The 21538-nt window shown below is 68.8% G+C and carries 24 protein-coding genes and 1 pseudogene; 13 read left to right on the top strand and 12 right to left on the bottom strand.

Features of this window, described 5'->3' with window-relative positions:
• Window positions 1–9: 9 nt before the first annotated feature.
• From ACZ7L1_RS07995 to ACZ7L1_RS07980, 4 genes are all read right to left on the bottom strand, one after another.
• Window positions 10–447: an SsgA family sporulation/cell division regulator gene (locus ACZ7L1_RS07995; RefSeq protein ID WP_471435186.1), complete on the bottom strand. Its 438-nt coding sequence runs from the start codon at window positions 445–447 to the stop codon at window positions 10–12.
• Between the two features lie 99 nt (window positions 448–546).
• A complete protein-coding gene (locus ACZ7L1_RS07990; RefSeq protein ID WP_471435184.1) occupies window positions 547–1398 on the bottom strand; it encodes an IclR family transcriptional regulator in 852 nt (283 codons plus the stop codon).
• A gap of 241 nt (window positions 1399–1639) precedes the next feature.
• Entirely contained in the window at window positions 1640–1852 is a 213-nt protein-coding gene (locus ACZ7L1_RS07985) for a DUF5326 family protein (protein ID WP_103837259.1), read from the bottom strand.
• 181 nt (window positions 1853–2033) lie between these two features.
• Complete coding sequence (locus ACZ7L1_RS07980) at window positions 2034–2351, bottom strand: cupin domain-containing protein (RefSeq protein WP_103837260.1); 318 nt, start codon at window positions 2349–2351, stop codon at window positions 2034–2036.
• 59 nt (window positions 2352–2410) lie between these two features.
• Between ACZ7L1_RS07980 and ACZ7L1_RS07975 the strand changes: the two genes are divergently transcribed.
• The 6 genes from ACZ7L1_RS07975 (at window position 2411) to ACZ7L1_RS07950 (ending at window position 7245) form a co-directional block, all read left to right on the top strand.
• On the top strand, window positions 2411–2791 hold the full coding sequence (locus ACZ7L1_RS07975; RefSeq protein WP_471435182.1) for a phage holin family protein: 381 nt from the start codon (window positions 2411–2413) through the stop codon (window positions 2789–2791).
• A 9-nt stretch (window positions 2792–2800) separates the two neighbouring features.
• A complete protein-coding gene (locus ACZ7L1_RS07970; RefSeq protein WP_471435181.1) occupies window positions 2801–3292 on the top strand; it encodes a low molecular weight protein-tyrosine-phosphatase in 492 nt (163 codons plus the stop codon).
• Complete coding sequence (locus tag ACZ7L1_RS07965) at window positions 3289–4443, top strand: cystathionine gamma-lyase (protein ID WP_471435179.1); 1155 nt, start codon at window positions 3289–3291, stop codon at window positions 4441–4443. Before ACZ7L1_RS07970 ends, ACZ7L1_RS07965 begins: the two co-directional genes overlap by 4 nt.
• 258 nt (window positions 4444–4701) lie before the next feature.
• Window positions 4702–5607 carry a LysR family transcriptional regulator gene (locus ACZ7L1_RS07960; RefSeq protein WP_471435177.1) on the top strand — a complete coding sequence of 302 codons (906 nt, stop codon included), beginning with the start codon at window positions 4702–4704 and terminating at the stop codon, window positions 5605–5607.
• Between the two features lie 156 nt (window positions 5608–5763).
• Window positions 5764–6246 carry an NUDIX domain-containing protein gene (locus ACZ7L1_RS07955; RefSeq protein ID WP_200421664.1) on the top strand — a complete coding sequence of 161 codons (483 nt, stop codon included), beginning with the start codon at window positions 5764–5766 and terminating at the stop codon, window positions 6244–6246.
• 132 nt (window positions 6247–6378) lie between these two features.
• Complete coding sequence (locus ACZ7L1_RS07950; RefSeq protein ID WP_471435175.1) at window positions 6379–7245, top strand: GNAT family N-acetyltransferase; 867 nt, start codon at window positions 6379–6381, stop codon at window positions 7243–7245.
• Window positions 7246–7311: 66 nt separating this feature from the next.
• On the opposite strand, the gene ACZ7L1_RS07945 is transcribed toward ACZ7L1_RS07950, so the two are convergent.
• Window positions 7312–8520 (bottom strand): MFS transporter, encoded by a 1209-nt coding sequence (locus ACZ7L1_RS07945; protein ID WP_471435173.1) that lies wholly within the window; start codon window positions 8518–8520, stop codon window positions 7312–7314.
• A 140-nt stretch (window positions 8521–8660) separates the two neighbouring features.
• Here ACZ7L1_RS07945 and ACZ7L1_RS07940 point away from each other — a divergent pair, with 140 nt between their 5' ends.
• Together ACZ7L1_RS07940 and ACZ7L1_RS07935 are read left to right on the top strand one after the other, a co-directional pair.
• Entirely contained in the window at window positions 8661–9119 is a 459-nt protein-coding gene (locus tag ACZ7L1_RS07940) for a MarR family winged helix-turn-helix transcriptional regulator (RefSeq protein ID WP_471435172.1), read from the top strand.
• Between the two features lie 54 nt (window positions 9120–9173).
• Window positions 9174–9626, top strand: a complete 453-nt coding sequence (locus ACZ7L1_RS07935) for a GNAT family N-acetyltransferase (protein WP_471435170.1) — start codon at window positions 9174–9176, stop codon at window positions 9624–9626.
• A 79-nt stretch (window positions 9627–9705) separates the two neighbouring features.
• On the opposite strand, the gene ACZ7L1_RS07930 is transcribed toward ACZ7L1_RS07935, so the two are convergent.
• Window positions 9706–11091 carry a serine hydrolase domain-containing protein gene (locus tag ACZ7L1_RS07930; protein WP_471435168.1) on the bottom strand — a complete coding sequence of 462 codons (1386 nt, stop codon included), beginning with the start codon at window positions 11089–11091 and terminating at the stop codon, window positions 9706–9708.
• 67 nt (window positions 11092–11158) lie between these two features.
• Between ACZ7L1_RS07930 and ACZ7L1_RS07925 the strand changes: the two are divergent.
• A pseudogene (locus tag ACZ7L1_RS07925) lies at window positions 11159–11681 on the top strand (FAD-dependent oxidoreductase); the annotation flags it as partial.
• A 52-nt stretch (window positions 11682–11733) separates the two neighbouring features.
• Here the strand turns inward: ACZ7L1_RS07925 and dnaB are convergent.
• Complete coding sequence (dnaB, locus tag ACZ7L1_RS07920; protein ID WP_471435166.1) at window positions 11734–13209, bottom strand: replicative DNA helicase; 1476 nt, start codon at window positions 13207–13209, stop codon at window positions 11734–11736.
• 458 nt (window positions 13210–13667) lie between these two features.
• Between dnaB and ACZ7L1_RS07915 the strand changes: the two genes are divergently transcribed.
• The gene (locus ACZ7L1_RS07915; protein ID WP_471435164.1) at window positions 13668–15005 is read left to right on the top strand and encodes an MATE family efflux transporter; all 1338 of its coding nucleotides are present in this window, start codon (window positions 13668–13670) and stop codon (window positions 15003–15005) included.
• A gap of 106 nt (window positions 15006–15111) precedes the next feature.
• Here the strand turns inward: ACZ7L1_RS07915 and rplI are convergent, their stop codons facing one another.
• The 4 genes from rplI to rpsF form a co-directional block, all read right to left on the bottom strand.
• On the bottom strand, window positions 15112–15558 hold the full coding sequence (rplI, locus tag ACZ7L1_RS07910; RefSeq protein ID WP_030786327.1) for a 50S ribosomal protein L9: 447 nt from the start codon (window positions 15556–15558) through the stop codon (window positions 15112–15114).
• Between the two features lie 18 nt (window positions 15559–15576).
• Entirely contained in the window at window positions 15577–15813 is a 237-nt protein-coding gene (gene rpsR / locus ACZ7L1_RS07905; protein ID WP_003949403.1) for a 30S ribosomal protein S18, read from the bottom strand.
• A gap of 43 nt (window positions 15814–15856) precedes the next feature.
• Window positions 15857–16441, bottom strand: coding sequence for a single-stranded DNA-binding protein (locus ACZ7L1_RS07900; protein WP_471435162.1), 585 nt, complete (start codon window positions 16439–16441; stop codon window positions 15857–15859).
• A 76-nt stretch (window positions 16442–16517) separates the two neighbouring features.
• Entirely contained in the window at window positions 16518–16808 is a 291-nt protein-coding gene (rpsF, locus tag ACZ7L1_RS07895) for a 30S ribosomal protein S6 (protein WP_014673750.1), read from the bottom strand.
• Window positions 16809–17084: 276 nt separating this feature from the next.
• On the opposite strand from rpsF, the gene ACZ7L1_RS07890 reads away from it, so the two are divergent.
• The 3 genes from ACZ7L1_RS07890 (at window position 17085) to ACZ7L1_RS07880 (ending at window position 19883) form a co-directional block, all read left to right on the top strand.
• Window positions 17085–17405, top strand: coding sequence for a hypothetical protein (locus ACZ7L1_RS07890; RefSeq protein ID WP_388989108.1), 321 nt, complete (start codon window positions 17085–17087; stop codon window positions 17403–17405).
• 159 nt (window positions 17406–17564) lie between these two features.
• A complete protein-coding gene (femX, locus tag ACZ7L1_RS07885; protein ID WP_403617203.1) occupies window positions 17565–18683 on the top strand; it encodes a peptidoglycan bridge formation glycyltransferase FemX in 1119 nt (372 codons plus the stop codon).
• Window positions 18684–18851: 168 nt separating this feature from the next.
• Window positions 18852–19883: an alanine racemase gene (locus tag ACZ7L1_RS07880; protein ID WP_263230888.1), complete on the top strand. Its 1032-nt coding sequence runs from the start codon at window positions 18852–18854 to the stop codon at window positions 19881–19883.
• A gap of 80 nt (window positions 19884–19963) precedes the next feature.
• Here ACZ7L1_RS07880 and ACZ7L1_RS07875 read toward each other — a convergent pair whose 3' ends face one another.
• The gene (locus ACZ7L1_RS07875) at window positions 19964–21472 is read right to left on the bottom strand and encodes a glycosyltransferase family 87 protein (RefSeq protein WP_471435160.1); all 1509 of its coding nucleotides are present in this window, start codon (window positions 21470–21472) and stop codon (window positions 19964–19966) included.
• Between the last annotated feature and the right edge of the window lie 66 nt (window positions 21473–21538).

Genomic DNA, 21538 nt, shown 5'->3' with positions numbered 1-21538 from the left:
AGCGTGGCGTCAGCCCGCGCTCTGCTCCTCGGCCAGGATCCGGTCCAGCGCCTCGTCGAGATGTGCGTCGAAGTCGGCGAGAGAACCCTCCTGGCCGAGCGGCACCAACTTGTCCGTACGGTCCAGGAACGCGACCAGTGGGGCCGCCCCGGACCGGAACAGCGCCCGGTCGGCACCCACCTGGAGCCGGATCAGCACGTCGCCGAAGGTGTCCGGCTCGGCGGGCGCGATGTGCACATCTCCGTCGCCGCACGGCCGGCCCACTCCGTCGACCAGCAGCTCCCGCCCGAACGCCCAGGTCACAGGCGCGTCCCCGGGCAAGTGGAAGGTCAGCCGGACGGCATAGGGATCACAGGTCTCGTAACACAGCTCCACCGGAATGCGGAACGAGAGCTCCTCCGAGACGAGAAAGCTCATCATCACCTCTGCCTGTACCGACTCGCGCATCGTCTACCCCGTCAGTAGCCGTGGACTGGCCAGGAAGCATCCCCTGACACCTGCTGGAAGTTTGCTGAACGTACATGGCAGATCACAAGGAGTGAGTTTTCAGATGCTGATAGAGAGGGCGAGTGTCCCGAGCACACGTCCGATCTCCTCCTGAAGCCGGCGTGCCGTCGGCAGCAGCCGATCGGCTTCATTGGACGGCAGGGAGATCGCCACCGTCGCGGCCGTCGACCCCATGGTCAGGGGAATCGCGGCACAGACGGTCCCGAGCGCGTACTCCTGGCGCTCGATCACGGGTTCTGTGCGCTGCAGGCGCTCCAGTCGCCGGAGGAACACGCGCTCGTCATGGACGGTGTACGGCGTGATCGCCCGAACGGGGTAGCGGTCGAGGTGGTCTCGGCGGGCCTCGTCGTCGAGCTGGGACAGCAGGCACTGGCCGATGGCATGGGCGTGCCCGGTCTCCCGGAAGTCGGCCCACTCCTCCACCGCCGGGTTGCCGGGGGTGTCGGCGACGCCCAGGACGTCGATCTCGCCCTCGCGATAGACGGCGTAGTAGACGGGGACACCGATGGAATCACGCCATTGTGCGAGCGCGTCGTCCACCATGCTGCGACGTTTCTGCTGGGCTGCGCGGGCGCTCAGCCGCTCGGCCGCCTCGCCGAGGAAGAACAGGCCGTTCTCGCGGCGCAGATAACCCTCGTGAGTCAGGGTGCGCAGCAGGTGGTAGGCCGTGGGGAGCGCCAGGCCGACCTCGCGCGCCAGTTGTTTGGCGGTGGCTCCGTAGGGCCGTCCGGCGACGGCCTCGAGCAGACGCATGGCGCGCTGTACGGATCCGATGAGGGTGGTGGAGGCCGGTTGTGCGGGCGGGAGTCGGGGGTGTGCCTCCCCCGGTGAGGTCCGTCGCTGTGCGGGCGGAGCGGTTGAGTCTGCGGATGCGGTACCAACCGTGGTCAAAGATCACTCCCGGAGCGCGAGGACGGCCTCCCGTGCGGGGACACGAGAGGGGGTGCGCCACGCGCGGGGGCTGCCGCGCGCGAGTTGTGGACTTTAACGGTCCGTCACCGCGGTCCGACGGCGCCGCCGGGAAAACTTCCCTCCCCCGAGGGAACGTCCTGTTCCCTGTTACCGCCGAGCCCCGCCCCCCACGGAGCGCCTACCCGTGGAGCGCCCTTCGTCTTGGCGCGCTCCGGACGACTCACCAGTCGCCGCGGGATGTGGAGCTCGACATGAACTTCCGTACCACGTAAATCAGTCCGCCGACCAGCGCGACGAAGAGCAGCACCTTGAAGAGCAGCCCGATCACGAATCCGATGACGGACGCGATCACACCGCCGAAGACGACCAGGGCGATGACCGGCACCGCGATCCACTTCACCCACCACGGCAAACCCGCGAAGATCTCTCGCATCGCCTTTGTCCTTGTCTCTCGGCGTCTGTGTGCGTCTTCGGGCCCACGTCCCGTCCGGCGACGGCGCTTGCGGGTCCTCGATGTCCTGCCCTCGATGCTAGGGCCGCCGAGGGGAGCGGCGGGCGTCTCGCATCCCTTGTCCTCCCCTGATTCCTCCCCTGAGGGAACCCCTAGACACGCCTCAGCTCTCAGGCGGAGAGAACACCACCAGCACCCTCAGGTCCTCGGTGATGTGGTGGAACTTGTGAGGGACCCCGGCGGGCACGTAGACGACGCTGCCGCGCCCGACCTGGGTCGTCTCCATGCCGACGGTGATCGATGCGCGTCCGCTGACGACGAAGTACACCTCGTCCTGCCGGTGCGGCTTCTGCGGGTCCAGGTCACCCGCGTCGAGCGCGTACAGGCCGACCGACATGTTCCGCTCCCGCAGGAACTGCAGGTACGCACCCTCGTTGGCGGCGCGCTCCGCCTCCAGTTCGTCCAGCCGGAATGCCTTCATCGCCCTTGTCCGCCCTTGCTCGGTGCTCACCTGTGATCCGGTCTGCCACGATCAGACACATGAAGAATTTCGTAGTCAAGACGATCGCCAACGCTGGGGCCCTCGCCGTCGCCGTATGGCTCCTCGACAAGATCACGCTCACGGGTTCGAGCACCGGCCGGAAGATAGGCACGCTCATCGTCGTGGCGCTGCTGTTCGGCCTGGTGAACTTCCTGGTCAAGCCGATCGTGAAGGTGCTGACCTTCCCGCTGTTCATCCTGACGCTCGGCCTGATCACCCTGGTCGTCAACGCGCTGATGCTGCTGCTCACCTCGTGGGTGGCGGGCAAGCTGGACCTGAGCTTCCATGTCGAGGGCTTCTGGACCGCCGTCCTGGGCGGCCTGATCATCTCGATCGTCTCCTGGGCCCTGCACGTCGTGCTGCCCGACGACAAGGACTGAGTGAGCCGCATGACCTACCGCGTCTGTTTCGTCTGCACCGGCAACATCTGCCGTTCCCCGATGGCCGAGTGCGTCTTCCGCGCCCGCATCGAGGAGGCCGGTCTGGACGACCGGGTCGAGGTCGACAGCGCCGGCACGGGCGGCTGGCACGAGGGAGACGGCGCCGATCCGCGCACCGTGGCCGTCCTGGAGGACAACGGCTACGACAGCGATCATGTCGCACGGCAGTTCCAGCCCTCCTGGTTCTCCCGCCTGGATCTGGTGATCGCCCTGGACTCCGGGCACCTCAAGGCCCTGCGCCGCCTCGCGCCCACCCCGGAGGACGCGGCGAAGGTGCGGCTCCTGCGCTCCTACGACCCGGCCGCCGACGGCGATCTCGACGTACCGGACCCGTACTACGGGGGGATGGACGGCTTCGAGGAGTGTCTTGAGATGGTGGAGGCGGCGAGCCTCGGTCTGCTCGCCGCTGTACGCGAGAACGTGGAGGGACGGGCAGCATGACTTCAGGGGATGCCGGCACGGCCGGCGCGGGATACGGCGACGGCACGCGCGCGGTCCGCGCGGGACTGCCCGAGCCGGTCAAGCACGAGCCGACCCTGCCGGGTCCCGTCTTCGCCGCGCACTACCACCTGCCCGGCGAGCCGACCGGTCCGTACACCTACGGCCGGGACGAGAACCCCACCTGGAGCCGTCTGGAGCGCGCCATCGGCGAGCTGGAGGCGCCCGGTGAGGACGGCGTGGAGACACTCGCCTTCGCCTCCGGCATGGCCGCGATCTCGGCCGTCCTGTTCTCCCAGCTGCGTGCGGGCGACACGGTGGTGCTGCCCGCGGACGGCTACCAGGTGCTGCCGCTGGTGCGCGAGCAGCTCACGGCGTACGGCATCGAGGTGCGTACCGCGCCGACGGCCGGCGACGCCCAGCTCGGCGTCCTCGACGGCGCGAGGCTGCTGTGGATCGAGACCCCCTCCAACCCGGGACTGGACGTCTGCGACGTGCGACGGCTCGTCGAGGCGGCCCACGCGCAGGGCACCCTCGTCGCCGTGGACAACACCCTCGCGACCCCGCTCGGCCAGCGGCCCCTGGAGCTGGGCGCCGACTTCTCCGTGGCCAGCGGCACCAAGATGCTCACCGGGCACGGCGACCTGCTGCTCGGATACGTGACGTCCCGGAACGCCGGGTTGATGACCTCCGTACGGCGTTGGCGCAAGATCGTCGGAGCGATCCCGGGTCCCATGGAGGCCTGGCTGGCGCACCGGTCGCTCGCCACGCTCCACCTGCGCGCCGACCGGCAGACCGCCAACGCGCTCGCCGTCGCCGAGGCGCTGCGCGGCCGACCCGAGGTGACCGGGCTGCGGTATCCCGGCCTGCCCGACGACCCGTCCCACAAGGTCGCCGCGCAGCAGATGCGGCGCTTCGGGTGTGTGGTGTCGTTCGCGTTGCCCACACGCGCGCGTGCCGAGCGTTTTCTGGACGCGCTGCGGCTCGTCGACGACGCGACGAGCTTCGGAGGGGTGCGGTCCACCGCAGAGCGGCGGGGACGCTGGGGCGGTGACGCGGTACCGGAAGGGTTCATCCGGCTGTCGGTCGGCGCCGAGGATCCCGAGGACCTGGTGACCGATGTGCTCGGTGCGCTGGAGGAGTCGGCGCACTGACCACGTGCCGGTCACCGTGCACCACCGGGGCTACGCACCTCGGGGGAGCCGGTCCACCGGCCGAGGATGCCCATCTACGTACGACGGACGGTCCGAGCCTCCCCCCTCGTGGCTCGGACCGTCCCGGTTCCGCGCGCGAAGAACCGCGCGAACAAGGCTAGTTGACTCTGCGTCAGTGTCCAATCACAGTAGCGACAGCGACCTATCGACTTATTTATAGTTGGGCGCGTCCGAGGGTGCGGGGAGCGGAGGAGCACCATGGATCTGGCCCTGCTGCGCACCTTCCTGACCGTCCACCGGGCAGGCTCGTTCACCCGCGCCGCGGCGCTGCTCGGCCTCTCGCAGCCGGCGGTCACCTCCCAGATCCGCACGCTGGAACGGCAGCTGGGCCGTCCCCTCTTCTTGCGGCAGGCCCGCGGGGTGACGCCCACGGCCATCGGCGACGAACTCGCACACAAGGCCGCGCCCCATCTCGACGCCCTGGTGGAGATCGCCGAGACCGGGCTCGACGAGCAGATGTCGCTGCGCACCCTGCATCTCGCCGGACCGCCGGAGTTCACCGCTGAGCGCGCCCTACCCGCGCTGGCGGAACTGACCGGTGACGACGGCCAGGGGCTCGCCCTGCGCGTCTCCTTCGGGACCGTGGACGAGACGCTGGAAGGGCTCGCCGCGGGGCTCCACGATCTGGCCATCACCACGGCCAGGCCGCGTGGCGCTCTGCTCACGGCGACTCCGCTGTGCGACGAGGAGCATGTCCTGGTCGCCGCGCCGCGCTGGGCGTCCCACATCGGCCCCGGCAGGCTGCGCCGCAAGGGCGCCTACGCGCTGGAGAACCTTCCGGTGGTCGAGGTCCACGAGTCGCTGCCGTTCGTCTCCCGCTACTGGGCCGCTGTCTTCGACTCCCACCCGGCCGCCGCCGGCACGGTCATCGTCCCCGACCTGCGCGCCGTGCTCGCCTGCGCCGCCACCGGTGCCGGGCTCGCCGTGCTGCCGCGCCATCTGTGTGCCTCCGCACTGAAGCGGGGTGACGTGGTGGCCGTGCACGAACCCGCGGTTTCCCCGCTACGGACCTACTTCCTCGTGGTCCGGACCGGGACACTTGCCATGCCGCCCATAGCCCGGGCCCATGAGTGGCTGTTGCGGGCTGCGGCTGACTGGGGTTGAGCGACTACCGCTGGTGACGAAGATGCGGGCGACGGTGATCTGGTCCGGCGACGGCTGCGACGGCCGCCGCGCACATCGCCCGGTGTTCACCCAAGATGGGCTGCGATGTGAGGCGGGCGATGTTTCACGTGGAACATGCTGGGCCACATTTCTCCCATGACCGTTCGCCCCGTGGTCAAGCGCACCGCCCGCGCCATCCTGCTGGATGGTGATGATCTGATCCTGATCAAGCGAACCAAGCCGGGTGTGGATCCCTACTGGGTCACTCCGGGTGGCGGGGTAGAGCCGTCCGACACGACTGTCATCGACGCGCTGCACAGGGAAGTCGACGAGGAACTCGGTGCCAAGATCACCGATGTGGTGCCCTGCTTCGTGGACACGGTGGAGCACATCGGCGAAGGCGGCGGCCCGACCGGTGTGAAGGTTCAGCACTTCTTCGTCTGCCGTCTGGAGTCGATGGACGAACGCCTGCGGCACGGTCCCGAGGTCGAGGAGCCGGCCGGGGAGTACGAAGTCGTGCGGGTGCCGTTCACCCGCGTGGGCATCGCCTCGGTCCATCTCGTTCCGCTGTCGCTGCGGCACTACCTGGACGGGAACATCGAGGGCGTGCGGGCCATGCACGCGCCAGACCTGGGCTGAGGGCCGGGGCTGACGTTTCACGTGAAACGTCTGGCCCTGTGCCGTGCGGTCGGGTGAGACATGGCCAAAAGCATGTGTGTTACACCTCAAACCGGTGGACGCCGGTGGCCCATGTCAGACAGCCTGACCAGCGTGTCGACACCTGCCCTCGCCGCTCTGCCCATCCGCCGCCTGACCCCCCGCGACCTCCATGCCTGCGCCGACTTGTCCGAGGACCGGGGCTGGCCCCGTGAGGAACACAAGTGGGGCCTGCTTCTGGCCGCCGGGAAGGGATACGGCATCGACGATCCCGAGGGTGGTCTGGTCACTGCGTGTGTCGTCACCGAGTACGGGTCCAGCTACCGTCCCGATCTCCGCGCCATCGGCATGGTGCTCGTCGCCGAGCGGCACGCCCGCCAGGGCGTCGGCCGTCGGCTGATGCGGCAGGTGGTCGCGGATTCGGGCACCGTCCCGCTCACGCTGTACGCCACCCCGTACGGCCGTCCCCTGTACGAGGAGCTGGGCTTCAAGGTCATCGGCGGTTCCGAGATGGTGCGTGGGCACTTCGCGGCCGGTGGGCCGTCCCCCGCCGTCTCCACTCGTCCGGCCACCGGAGAGGACCTCGCCACCCTCGTCCGGCTCGACGAGGAGGTGTTCGGCGCAGACCGTACACACATGATCACGCGGTTGCCCGCCTTCGCCGACCAGTTGCGGGTCGCCGAGGAGAAAGGGCGGATCATCGGGTACGCGGCTGCCTGGCCCAACATGGACACCCATGTCGTGGGTCCCCTCATCGCCCGTGACACGGAGACGGCGATGGCACTCGTCGCCTCCCTGGCCGCGCACACCGACCGCCCGCTGCGCACGGATGTCGATGTACGGCACGAGGGCCTGCTGACCTGGTTGAAGGAGCGGGGTCTCGCCTCGGCGGGCGTCAACGCGGTCATGACGTACGGCATCTCGGACCTGCCCGGCGACTGGACCCGGCGTTTCGCCCCTCTGACGGTGGCGGCGGGCTGAGCACAGCCGCACGGCACGACGCGTGCCCCCGGGTGCAGGGGGCACGCGTCGCATTCGCAGAGCCACTCAGTGGCGCACGGCGGTGCGCCGTTCGCTGGGCGCGGTGCCCGCCACGACCGTGCTAGAGGCCGTCTCCCGGCGCTCCAGCGCGGCCGAGAGGAACGCGAGCAGCGTGGCGGACACGGCGAGGACTGCGCCGACCCAGTTGGGGGCGGTGTAACCGAGTCCGGCGGCGATGACCAAGCCGCCGAGCCAGGCCGACAGGGCGTTGCCGAGATTGAAGGCACCGATGTTCGCGGCCGAGGCGAGGGTGGGAGCGCCGTGCGCGTGGTCCAGCACCCGCTTCTGCAGGGGCGGCACGGTGGCGAACCCGAGGGCGCCGATCAGCACGATCGTGACGGCGGCGAGCGTCTTGGTGTGCGCAGTGACGGTGAACAGCGCGAGCACGAGGGCGAGACCGCCCAGTGACACGTACAGCATCGGCATCAGGGCACGGTCCGCGTACTTGCCGCCGGTGAGGTTCCCGCCGACCATGCCGAGGCCGAAGAGAACGAGCAGCCAGGTGACCGAGCTGTCGGCGAAGCCGGTGACATGCGTCATCATCGGCGCGATGTAAGTAATGGCCGCGAACACACCGCCGAAGCCGAGGACGGTCATCGCCATCGCGAGCAGCACCTGTGCGTTCTTGAAGGCGGCCAGCTCGTGGCGCAGATGCACGCCCTCCGGCCTCGGCATCTCGGGCACGAGCTTCGCAACGCCCAGCAGCCCGACCACGCCGAGCGCGGCGACCAGCGTGAAGGTGACCCGCCAGCCTGCGGTCTGTCCGACGAGTGTGCCGAGCGGGACGCCGACGACGTTGGCGATCGTCAGACCGCTGAACATCATGGAGATGGCGCCGGCCTTCTTCTCCGGTGCGACCAGATCGGCGGCGACCACCGACCCGATGCCGAAGAACGCGCCGTGGGCCAGGGAGGCCACCACCCGGCCCACCAGCATCAGTCCGAAGACCGGGGCGACGGCAGAGAGCAGGTTGCCCACGATGAACAGGCCCATCAGAAGCATCAGCATCCGCTTGCGGGGGACCTTGGTGCCGAGCGCCGTCATGATCGGAGCGCCGACCATCACTCCCAGGGCATAGCCGGTCACGAGGAGCCCGGCGGTGGGGATGGAGACGCCGAAATCGCTCGCGACCTCAGGCAGCACACCCATGATCACGAACTCTGTGGTTCCGATCCCGAAGGCCCCGATGGCGAGGGCCAGAAGCGCGAGGGGCATGGGGGGACACCTTCCCAATGTTTGTGTGAGCGCCTTGCGTGCTTCCACAATAATTGCAAACGCGCTATATATGCAAACGCGGTCTATTGCGGGCGTGCTCTACCCTGGTGGTGAGCTGCTCCGGAATGGAGGACAACGCCATGTCAGCGACGGACCCCACGCTCACCGCCCTCGCCCAGGGCTGGTGCGCCCTCTCCCTGCTGCACGGGAGGATCGAGGCCCACCTCGAACGCGCGCTCCAGGCCAAACACGGGCTGAGCGTGCGGGAGTACTCCTTGCTGGATGTACTCAGCCGTCAGCACGACGGCGAGGGGGGACATCTCCAGATGAAGCAGGTCGCCGACGCGGTGGTCCTCAGCCAGAGCGCCACGACCCGACTGGTGACCAGACTGGAGGACCGCGGCCTGCTCTCGCGGTATCTCTGCCCCACCGACCGCCGCGGCATCTACACCAACGTCACCGAGGCCGGCCTCAAGCTCCTGGAAGAGGCCCGGCCCACCAACAACGCGGCCCTCCGAGAAGCCCTCGTCGAGGCGGCGAAGAAGCCGGAACTGGCACCACTGGTCCGCGTCGTCGAGTCCTTGGACGTGCCGGCCTGACAACCATCCGCTCCCGGCCACCCAGCACGGTCGGAGCGGCCCTAGGGTGCGGGCATGGGAGAACTCGACATACGGCCCGCGGTCGCGGACGACGTCCCCGCGATCGTCGCCATGCTCGCCGACGACCCGCTCGGCGCTCAGCGTGAATCACCGGACGACCTGACGCCCTACCTGAACGCTTTGAAGCGGGTGTGCAGCGACCCGAACCAACACCTCGTGGTCGCCGTACGCGACGGCCGGGTGGTGGGCACCCTCCAGCTCACCATCATTCCCGGCCTTTCCCGCATGGGCGCCACCCGCTCAATCATCGAGGCCGTCCGCATCCATGCCGACGAACGCGGCGGTGGTCTGGGAACGCACCTCATTGAATGGGCGATCGACGAATCCCGGTGCCACGACTGCCAGTTGGTCCAGCTGACCTCCGACGCCACCCGCACCGACGCCCACCGTTTCTACGAACGCCTCGGCTTCCAGGCGTCGCACGTGGGCTTCAAACGGCAGCTCTGACACCGCCACCGCTCACTGGTGAAGGGCCTGTTTCACGTGAAACAGGCCCTTCCTGACCTTCCTGACCCTCAGTGGGGGACTACCGGATCCCTCTCCACCCGTCCTGGTCCACACCGCCGGGCACGGGAGCCCCCTCCTCGTACGGCTGGCGCGTGAACACGAACGACCCGAGGTCCAGATGGCTCACCGATCCGTCCGGCCGCCGTACCGCCTTCAGAACCTCCCCCGCGTAGTAGCCGTCCAGTCCCGTCCAGGTGCCGTCCCCGTTGGGCCGCAGACGTGCTCGCCGACCTGCACCGGACAACGGCTCCAGCGAGATACCCCCATCGGCCGTCAGCCGCAGGACGAACCCCTGCGTGCCCCAGTACCACTGCCCCACCAGCTCCAGCACCGACCGGTCCACATCGGGCAGCGGCCGCCACGGCTCGGGGATCCGCGGCTCCGCCTCCGCCACGATCGCCACGAGGTCGGCGGCAACGGAGGAGACAGCCGGCCCCGACGTGCAGTTGGCCAGCACGACGGCCGCCACGTCATCCTCCACGCTCAGCGTGAGATCGGCCAGGAACCCGGGCAGGGAACCGGAATGCCCGATCAGGAGACGGCTGTCCCGGCGCTGAAGCCGCATCCCGAGACCGTACGCGGAACCCGCGACCACATCCGACGCCTCGGGGGGCGCGGCAGGCGTCCGCATCTCCCGTACGGACTCCGCACTCAGCACCCGCTCGTCACCCTGCGCCAGGAAACCAGTGAAACGGGCCAAGTCGCCGGTGGTCGACCACAGTTGACCGGCCGGAGCCATCCGTCCGAGATCCTCGACAGGCTCCGGCAGCATCACATCCGCCCACGGATGCACTGCCCACCCGCCCGCATGCGGTGCCTGCGGCCGGCCGCCGGTCCGGTGCAGTCCCAGCGGCTCCAGCACCTCACGCCGCAGAACGTCCTCCCACGGCGCCCTGCGCACCTCCTCGACCAGTGCACCCAGGAGCGTGTAGCCGGGGTTGGAGTAGTGGAACCTGCGCCCGACCGGGTGCCGCAAGGGATGCTCGCCCAGCACGTCCGCCAGCTCGGGCCGCAGCGTTCCCGGCGTCCGTTCCCACCACGGCCCGGGCGACTCCGCCGCGAGACCACCGGTATGCGCGAGCAGATCCGCGAGGGTCGCCTCCCCCACCCCTGTGCCGGGCAGATGCTTCTCCAGCGGATCGCCCAGATCCAGAATCCCCTCGTCACGCAGCCGCAGGACGAGAACCGCCGTGAACGTCTTGGTGATGGACCCGATCCGGTACTGCACGTTCTCGTCCGGAGCATGGCCGTCCACGCAGGATCGCGCCCCGTGCCACACCGTCCGCCCACCCCGGACTACGGCCGCCACCAGTGACGGCGCCCGCCCCTCGGCCTGCGCGACGGCGATCCGGTGCAGCAGGGCTCGGCGCGTTGTGGGAAGCAGCTCTTCCTGAGATTGCGTCATGGCCCCAGTCCACCCGGCGCGGCATCCCGCGTCGAGCTCATTTCCCTGGTGCCGCCATGCGTCGTCGGTGCTCGGCAACGGAATATCCCTGGCGGCGCAGCCCAACGGCGACGGCCGCGTTCGCATCGGCCCCAGTTTCTATAACACCCGCGAGGACTGGTTCGCGACCAGTGGGATCCCGTTCGACGACCCGGCCGCCGCCCGGGCGCGGCTGATCGACCTGCTCCCCGGCTGGGACTCACGGTTCACCGCGCTGATCGCGGCCTGCGACGACACGGTCGTGCCGCGGTCGATCACCACTCTCCCGGTCGGCCTGACCTGGCCGTCGACGCCGGGCGTCACGCTGCTCGGCGATGCCGCGCACCTGATGCCGGGTGGGAGAGGGCGCCAACATGGCGCTGCTCGACGGCGCCCTGCTCGGTCTGGCGCTGGCCGCGCACCCGGACGACTTTCCCGCCGCCGTCAAAGAATACGAACGCGAGATGTTCGAACGCACCAGCGCTGCCGCCCGGCAGTCCGCGCGCATCCAGGAAATCCTGATGTCGCCGGACGCCAGCCGGAGAATGCTCGCGTTCTTCCAACCGGGCTGAAGGCAATCGCCGATCATCAGCAAGGAGATTCCGAGACCTCCAAGGCGACGGATCAGGTCTGTGCCATGTCCACGAACCGGGAGTAGTGGCCCTGGAAGGCGACCGTGATCGTTGCGGTGGGGCCGTTACGGTGCTTGCCGACGATGATGTCCGCCTCACCCGCGCGCGGCGACTCCTTCTCGTAGGCGTCCTCACGGTGCAGCAGGATCACCATGTCGGCGTCCTGCTCGATCGAACCCGATTCGCGCAGGTCGGACACCATGGGCTTCTTGTCCGTCCGCTGCTCCGGACCACGGTTGAGCTGCGACAGCGCGATCACCGGCAGCTCCAGCTCCTTGGCCAGCAGTTTCAGGTTTCGCGACATCTCGGAGACCTCCTGCTGCCGGCTCTCGGTTCGCTTGGAACCGGACTGCATCAGCTGCAGATAGTCGATGACGACCAGTTTCAGATCATTGCGCTGCTTCAGACGACGGCACTTCGCCCGGATCTCCATCATCGACAGGTTCGGCGAGTCGTCGATGTAGAGGGGCGCGGCCGAGACGTCCGGCATACGACGCGCGAGCCTGGTCCAGTCCTCGTCCGTCATCGTGCCCGACCGCATGTGGTGCAGTGCAACCCGAGCCTCCGCGGACAGCAGACGCATCGCGATCTCGTTGCGGCCCATCTCGAGCGAGAAGATCACGCTGGGCAGGTTGTGCTTGATGGCAGCGGCTCGGGCGAAGTCCAGAGCCAGCGTCGACTTCCCCATCGCGGGACGCGCGGCGATGATGATCATCTGTCCCGGGTGCAGACCGTTGGTGAGCTGGTCCAGATCGGTGAAGCCGGTCGGCACACCGGTCATCTCTCCCGACCGTGAGCCGATCGCCTCGATCTCGTCGAGCGCCCCCTCCATGATCTCGCTCAGCGGCAGATAGTCCTCCGCCGTGCGCTGCTCGGTCACCGCGAAGATCTCGGCCTGAGCACTGTTGACGATCTCGTCGATGTCGCCGTCCGCCGCGTACCCCATCTGCGTGATGCGCGTACCGGCCTCCACCAGGCGCCGCAGTACGGCACGCTCGTGCACGATCTGCGCGTAATACTCGGCGTTCGCCGCGGTCGGCACCGTCTGCACCAACGTGTGCAGATACGAGGCACCGCCGACCTTGGTGATCTCACCGCGCTTGGTCAGCTCCGCCGCGACCGTGATGGGGTCGGCCGGCTCACCCTTCGCGTACAGGTCGAGGATCGCCTGGTAGATCGTTTCGTGCGCCGGCCGGTAGAAGTCATGGCCCTTGAGGATCTCCACGACGTCCGCGATCGCGTCCTTGGACAGGAGCATGCCTCCGAGGACGGACTGCTCGGCGTCCAGGTCCTGCGGCGGCACCCGCTCGAAGGCGGAGCCACCCCCGTCCCACGCGCCGCTGTCCGGTCCCCTGTCGTGCTGCTCGTCACGGCCCCGGCCGCCCTCGCCGCGTCGGCGGGAGGCGGGGACACGATCGCCGGGGCCGCTGTCGGCCCACTGATCGTCCAAGGGCTCGGAAATGCTCACCGGGCCGCCTCCTCCCGTCCGCCGCGCGGACCTCGCCGTGCACCCAGTTCTAGGGCACGACACTGACAAAGCGAGAAGCCCAGCTCCGGTTCAGACGCGTCGGTCGGGCGCGTTGTCCGAGGACGGAGAGGGAGTGGGCGCCGGACCACGTTAGGCCCCCGGGCACCGTCAGCCAATCTGGTTATCCACAGGCCATGTGGACGAGACGCCCAACGCTGTGGACAACTCCGCGAAACCTGTGCACGACACGGTGGACAGCTCTGTGAACAAGCCCTCAGCTGATCTGCAAGAACCCATCTGACCTGGGGATTTCCCATCCACCGCTTGTGCAGAAGAAAAACTTCCCCAGTCGGATCAAGATCGCCACCGTCCGTGGACAGCACGCTGGGACACAGCGTCTGAAGTAAGGGACATAGCCCCGTTGCAGCTCTTACCTGTGGACGATTAGATTGGTGGTCATGACACAGGCTCCCGCGACACCCCGCGCCCTTGGACGTCGGCACGACCGGGAGATCGTCGCACTGGCCGTTCCGGCCTTCGGCGCACTCATCGCGGAGCCCCTCTTCGTGATGGCCGACAGTGCGATCATCGGCCATCTCGGCACCGCGCAGCTGGCCGGCCTCGGCGTCGCCTCGGCGCTTCTCACCACCGCCGTCAGCATCTTCGTCTTTCTCGCCTACGCCACCACGGCCGCGGTCGCGCGCCGCGTCGGCGCGGGCGATCCACGATCCGCCATCCGCCAAGGCATGGACGGCATCTGGCTGGCCCTGCTGCTGGGAGCAGCCGTCATCGCCGTCGTCCTGCCCACGGCGCCCGGCATCGTGACCCTCTTCGGCGCCTCGCCGACCGCGGCCCCGTATGCGACGACCTATCTGCGGATCTCGGCGCTCGGCATCCCTGCGATGCTGGTGGTGCTTGCCGCCTCCGGCATACTGCGCGGACTGCAGGACACGAGGACACCGCTGTACGTGGCGGTCGCGGGCTTCATGGCCAACGCCGCCCTCAACGCGGGGCTCGTCTACGGCGCGGGCCTGGGCATCGCCGGATCCGCGTGGGGCACCGTCGCAGCGCAGTGCGGGATGGCGGCCGCGTACCTGTACGTCGTCGTCCGTGGCGCCCGTCGTCACGGCGCCTCGCTACGGCCGGACGCGGCCGGGATACGTGCTTGCGCGCAGGCGGGAGCACCGCTGTTGATCCGTACGCTCTCGCTGCGGGCCATCCTCATGATCGCAACGGCCGTCGCCGCGCGGCTCGGGGACGCCGACATCGCCGCGCACCAGATCATCCTGTCCCTGTGGAGCCTGCTCGCGTTCGCACTGGATGCGATCGCCATCGCAGGGCAGGCCATCATCGGGCGCTATCTCGGCGCGGACGACGCGTGGGGCGCCCGCGCAGCATGCCGCCGCATGGTGCAGTGGGGCATCGTCGCAGGCCTCGTGCTCGGACTGCTCGTGCTTGTGGCCCGGCCGCTGTTCCTCCCACTGTTCACCAGCGACTCCGCGGTGAAGGACACGGCCCTGCCCGCCCTGCTGATGGTGGCACTGTCCCAGCCCATATGCGGAATCGTCTTCGTTCTGGACGGAGTCCTGATGGGTGCGGGCGACGGGCCGTACCTCGCCTGGGCGATGGTCGTCACCCTGGCCGTCTTCGCGCCGGTGGCCCTGCTCGTCCCCACGCTCGGCGGGGGACTCACCGCCCTCTGGGCGGCGATGACGCTGATGATGACGATCCGCATGCTGACCCTGTGGCTACGCGCACGCTCCGGTCGCTGGATCGTGACGGGCGCGACGCGCTGACCGTTTCACGTGAAACATGCACCCGTGACGACCCCGGCCGCTGGAAAGGGGCCGCACCCGTGACGGGTGCGGCCCCTTTCAGAGCTGCTCAAGCCGAGCACAGCGATCAGGCCGCGACGACCTCGATGTTGACCTTGGCGGCCACCTCGGGGTGCAGACGCACGGACGTCTCGTGGGCGCCCAGCGTCTTGATCGGCGCACCGAGCTCGATGCGGCGCTTGTCGACCTCGGGGCCGCCGGAGGCCTTGATCGCCGAGGCGATGTCGGCCGGGGTGACGGAACCGAAGAGACGGCCGGAGTCGCCGGAACGAACGGCCAGGCGGACCTTCACGCCCTCGAGCTGGGCCTTGACCTGGTTGGCCTGCTCGATGGTCTGGATCTCGTGGATCTTGCGAGCACGACGGATCTGCTCGACGTCCTTCTCGCCACCCTTGGTCCAGCGGATCGCGAACTTCCGCGGGATCAGGTAGTTGCGGGCGTACCCGTCCTTGACGTCGACGACGTCGCCGGCGGCGCCGAGGCCGGAGACCTCGTGGGTGAGGATGATCTTCATTAGTCGGTCACCCTTCCCTTAGCGCGCGGTGGACGTGTAGGGCAGCAGCGCCATCTCACGGCTGTTCTTGACGGCCGTGGCGACGTCACGCTGGTGCTGCGTGCAGTTGCCGGTCACGCGACGGGCACGGATCTTGCCGCGGTCGGAAATGAATTTCCGCAGCATGTTCGTGTCCTTGTAGTCCACGTACGTGACCTTGTCCTTGCAGAATGCGCAGACCTTCTTCTTCGGCTTGCGCACAGGCGGCTTTGCCATGGTGTTTCTCCTGTGTGATCAAGAAGTGTGGGGTACGGCCCGCCTAGAAGGGGGGCTCGTCCGAGTAGCCGCCACCGCCGCCGGAGCCACCGCCCCAGCCACCGCCCTGGCCGCCTCCGCCCTGGCCGCCGGCGGGAGCGCCGGTCGCCCACGGGTCGTCGGCCGGAGCACCGCCCTGACCGCCGCCGGGGCCGCCGCCCCAGCCGCCGCCCTGGCCGCCACCCTGGCCGCCACCTCCGCCGTAACCGCCCTGGCCACCGCGGCCGGCGGTCTTGGTGACCTTGGCCGTGGCGTTGCGCAGGCTCGCGCCGACCTCGTCGACGTCGAGCTCGTAGACCGTGCGCTTGACGCCCTCACGGTCCTCGTAGGACCGCTGCTTCAGCCGGCCCTGCACGATGACGCGCATGCCTCGCTGAAGCGACTCGGCGACGTTCTCCGCCGCCTGGCGCCAGACCGAGCAGGTCAGGAACAGGCTTTCGCCGTCCTTCCACTCGTTGGTCTGACGGTCGAAGGTGCGGGGAGTGGACGCGATGCGGAACTTCGCGACCGCCGCACCGGACGGGGTGAAGCGCAGCTCGGGGTCATCGACAAGGTTGCCGACGACCGTGATGACGGTCTCGCCTGCCATGGGGGAACCTCTCGGCGGGTTTGCTGCTGGCTGCTGGTGCTGCTACTCGAATCCCGGGATCAGCTGAGCGCGGGGCTCAGTGGGTCTCGGGACGGAGGACCTTGGTCCGGAGGACCGACTCGTTCAGGTTCATCTGGCGGTCGAGCTCCTTGACGACCGCAGGCTCGGCCTGCAGGTCGATGACCGAGTAGATGCCCTCGGGCTTCTTCTTGATCTCGTAGGCGAGACGACGACGACCCCAGGTGTCGACCTTCTCGACCTTTCCACCGCCGTCACGGACGACGGAGAGGAAGTTCTCGATCAGCGGGGAGACAGCACGCTCCTCGAGATCGGGGTCGAGGATGACCATCACCTCGTAGTGACGCATGTGGAACCCACCTCCTTCGGACTCAGCGGCCACGGTCGTTCCGTGGCAGGAGGGTTGTGATGCGTACGGCACCGTGCCTGTCAGTAAATCAACCGCCACTGACAATCAGAGGTCGGTCGACGGTTGACCAGGCTGTGCCTGGGCAGACACCGGTGCAGACGGTACAGAGTACCCGCACACGTGCTTCCGGTTGAAATCCGGCCCCGGAGGCCGTCAATCTGTACACATCGGGTGTGTATGGCGCTACGATGCGCCGCCTTCCGCAGGAGGTGCCCCATGGCACAGGTATTGCGACCCAACACCACCGGTTCCCTCTTCGCCACGGACGGCAAGGCCCATCCCGTCCAGGACACCCTGCTCGCGGTGACCCTGGTGCTCGGTGTCACGGCCTTCGTGACGGCGCTGGTGTCCAAGGACCTGCATCTGATCAGCTCCTGGACCGGCCTGGTGGGGATCTTCACCGGCGCCTACGGGCAGTACATCTCCGTGACGACCCGAGAGCGCTTCGGCCTGATCCTGGGGCTCGGTGCCTCAGCCGTCGGCTTCTTCCTGGGCATGGCCCACGGCGGTCTCTTCGGCGGGGTCGTGGGCCACTGACCGCCGAACCGCGGTGCTGCTGGCGGGGCCGTGAGGCGACCCGCCGGACACACAGGTTGCGTAGGCCCAGTCGGGGCGCTCGCGGGGCGCAGTAGGCTTCGGCGCGAGAGCCGGAGCCCCTGTACCCATGGGGACACACCAGCCCGAGGAGCGCCCCGAATGAGCCTGACCCTGAGGACGATCAGTCGCGAGCAGCATCTGGCGTACATCCAGAGCCTGCCGGCGGCGAGCCACATGCAGGTCCCGGCCTGGGCAGACGTCAAGGCGGAGTGGCGGTCGGAGAACCTCGGCTGGTTCGACAAGAGCGGCGAACTGGTGGGCGTCGGTCTGGTGTTGTACCGGCAGCTGCCCAAGATCAAGCGCTACCTGGCGTATCTGCCCGAGGGTCCGGTGATCAACTGGTTCGCGCCGAACCTGGAGGACTGGATCCAGCCGATGCTGGCGCACCTGAAGCAGCAGGGCGCCTTCTCCGTGAAGATGGGTCCGCCGGTGGTCATCCGACGGTGGAACGCGGAGACCATCAAGAAGGGCATCCAGGACCCGGACGTCAAGCGGCTGCGTGACCTGGAGGCCGACTTCATCGAGCCGCGCGCGTTCGAAGTCTCCGACAAGCTGCGTCGGATGGGCTGGCAGCAGGGCGAGGACGGCGGCGCCGGCTTCGGCGACGTGCAGCCGCGGTACGTCTTCCAGGTGCCGCTCGCCAACCGGTCCCTGGAAGAGGTCCACAAGAACTTCAACCAGTTGTGGCGCCGCAACATCAAGAAGGCCGAGAAGGCGGGTGTCGAGGTGGTCCAGGGCGGCTACCACGACCTCGAGGAGTGGCAGCGCCTGTACGAGATCACCGCGGTGCGCGACCACTTCCGGCCCCGCCCGCTGTCGTACTTCCAGCGCATGTGGACGGCCCTCAACAGCGAGGACCCCAACCGTATGCGGCTGTACTTCGCGCGGCACAACGGTGTGAACCTGTCGGCGGCGACGATGCTGATCGTCGGCGGCCACGTCTGGTACTCCTACGGAGCCTCCGACAACATCGGCCGTGAGGTGCGGCCATCGAACGCGATGCAGTGGCGGATGCTGCGCGACGCCTACGCGCTCGGTGCCACCGTCTACGACCTGCGCGGCATCTCGGACTCGCTGGACGAGACCGACCACCTCTTCGGACTGATCCAGTTCAAGGTGGGCACGGGCGGGCAGGCCGCCGAGTACCTCGGCGAGTGGGACTTCCCGCTCAACAAGCTGCTCCACAAGGCGCTCGACATCTACATGTCGCGCCGCTGACGCCGGAGCCCCGCGCCGGGCCGCCCGAGCAGCCCGAGCAGCCCGAGCAGCCCGAGCAGCCCGAGCAGCCCGAGCAGCCCGAGCAGCCCGTCGGTCCGGCGGATCCGTCACAATTCCCTCTCAGACCTCTGACACACGGCAGCCACGAGAAAGGTTCCGGGACCGGCCATGGCGCTCACGCTCTACGTCGACACCGCGCGCTGGCGGGCACACCACAAGCACGTGCAGGAGCAGTTCCCGGGGCTCGTCCCCGTCTGCAAGGGCAATGGCTACGGGTTCGGCCACGAGCGGCTGGCGGAGGAGGCCACCCGCCTGGGCGCGGACATGCTCGCGGTGGGCACGACGTACGAGGCGGCCCGGATCAAGGACTGGTTCGGCGGCGACCTGCTGGTGCTGACGCCGTTCCGGCGGGGCGAGGAGCCCGTGCCGCTGCCGGACCGCGTCATCCGCTCGGTGTCGTCCGTGGACGGCGTGTACGGGCTCGTGGGCGCCCGGGTGGTCATCGAGGTGATGTCCTCGATGAAGCGCCACGGGGTCAGCGAGCAGGACCTGCCGCAGCTGCACGCGGCCATAGAGAACGTGCGCCTGGAAGGCTTCGCCATCCACCTGCCGCTGGACCGTACCGACGGCTCCGACGCCGTCGAGGAGGTCATCGGCTGGATGGACCGGCTGCGTGCGGCCCGGCTGCCGCTGCACACGATGTTCGTCAGCCACCTCAAGGCCGATGAGCTGGCCCGGCTGCAGCAGCAGTTCCCGCAGACCCGCTTCCGCGCCCGCATCGGCACCCGGCTGTGGCTGGGGGACCACGAGGCGACCGAATACCGCGGGGCGGTCCTGGACGTGACACGCGTGGCCAAGGGCGACCGCTTCGGCTACCGGCAGCAGAAGGCGGCCTCCGACGGCTTCCTGGTCGTCGTGGCGGGCGGGACGTCGCACGGGGTGGGCCTGGAGGCCCCCAAGGCGATGCACGGCGTGATGCCGCGAGCCAAGGGAGTGGCCCGGGCCGGCCTCGCGACGGTGAACCGGAACCTGTCGCCGTTCGTCTGGGCGGGCAAGCAGCGCTGGTTCGCTGAGCCCCCGCACATGCAGGTCTCGATCCTGTTCATCCCGGCGGACGCCACGGAGCCGAAGGTGGGCGACGAACTGGTGGCCCATCTGCGGCACACCACCACGCAGTTCGACCGGCTCGTCGACCGCTGACCACGGAGCCGGAGCACGGCGAAGGCCGTACACGCAACCCGTGTACGGCCTTCGCCATGACGGCCTGAGGCCCGGTCCGCTCAGCGGGGGCCGTCGTCAGCCGGTTCCCCGCCGCGGCTGCCCCAGTCCACCTGGTGCCCCTCGAGACGCGCGGCGTGCCGCGGCGGATGTGCGGCGGCTCCGAGCGCGAAGAGGTCCGGCGCACCATCCAGCACACCGCCGGACGGGTCGTCGTCGCCGGCCCGGCGCACCATGTCCCGTTCCGGCAGGAAGATGTCGCGGACGACGACGGCACACAGGTAGAGCGTCCCCAGCAGGTGGATGGCGATGGCGAACTGGTACCCCTCCGTCGGCAGACCCTTGTGGGCGTCTCCACTGGTCGTGTACGCGAGATACATCCAGATCCCCAGGAAGTACGCGACCTCGCAGGCCTGCCAGATCAGGAAGTCCCGCCAGCGCGGCCGGGCGAGCGCGGCGAGGGGGACCAGCCACAGCACGTACTGCGGCGAGTAGACCTTGTTGGTGAGGATGAACGCGGCGACGATCAGGAAGGCGAGCTGGGCGAAGCGCGGGCGGCGCGGAGCGGTCAGCGTCATCGCGGTGATGCCGACACAGGCGAGCACCATCATGATCATCGCGTAGGTGTTGGCGGTGTCCGCGGTGATGTCGATGTTGAACCAGCGCGAGACGAACAGGAAGACGGACCCGAAGTCCACCCCGCGCTCCTGGCTGAAGCGGTAGAACTTGGACCAGCCCTCGGGGGCCAGCCACATCACCGGCAGGTTGACCACGAGCCACGCGCCGACGGCGCCCAGGACGGCCGTCCCGTACTCCCGCCACCTGCCCGCCCGCCAGCACAGCAGGAGGAGCGGTCCGAGCACCAGGAACGGGTAGAACTTCGCGGCCGTGGCGAGCCCCACGAGGACACCGAAGGCAAGGGGCCGGCCACGTGACCACATCAACATCGCGGCGGCCAGCAGCGCCACGGCGAGCAGGTCCCAGTTGATCGTCGCGGTCAGCGCGAGGGCGGGCGCGAGGGCGACGAGAAGGCCGTCCCAGGGGCGCCTGCGGTGGATGCGGGCGGTGCACACGGCGATGACCGCCGCGCACACCATGAGCATTCCGGCGTTGACCATCCAGTAGGTCTGCTCTCGGGCCTGGATGCCGCCGCCGCTCGGAGTCATCCAGGAGGCGACCTCCATGAACACACCGGTGAGCACCGGGTACTCGAGGTAGTCCATGTCGCCCGGGAGCTTGTCGAAGTAGGGCACGAGCCCGTCGGCGAAGCCGCGCCCCTGGTAGAGGTGCGGGATGTCCGAGTAGCAGGCGTGCGTGTACTGCGAGCTGGCGCCGAAGAACCAGCCGCTGTCGTAGCAGGGCAGCTTCTGGACCATGCCGAGGGCGAACATGCCGATCGCCACGAGCGCCACGATCCGCACGGGCGTCCACCAGGACGTCCCGACCAGGGAGCGCCGTCCGACGGGCCCGCCGATCAGCTCGCTGCCGGCCGCGGCGACCTCGTCTTCCCTGGTCGGCCGCACCACATCCGGCTGGGGCACGCTCACGCGCGTCGTCTCTGCACTGGGCATGAGGCTCATCCTGCCGTATGCAGCCAGGAAAACGCTGAGGGCCGCCCCACCCGGTTGGTGTGACGG

This window comes from Streptomyces sp. NPDC107546, assembly GCF_055639175.1.
This window is presented reverse-complemented; position numbering and strand designations above follow the sequence as displayed.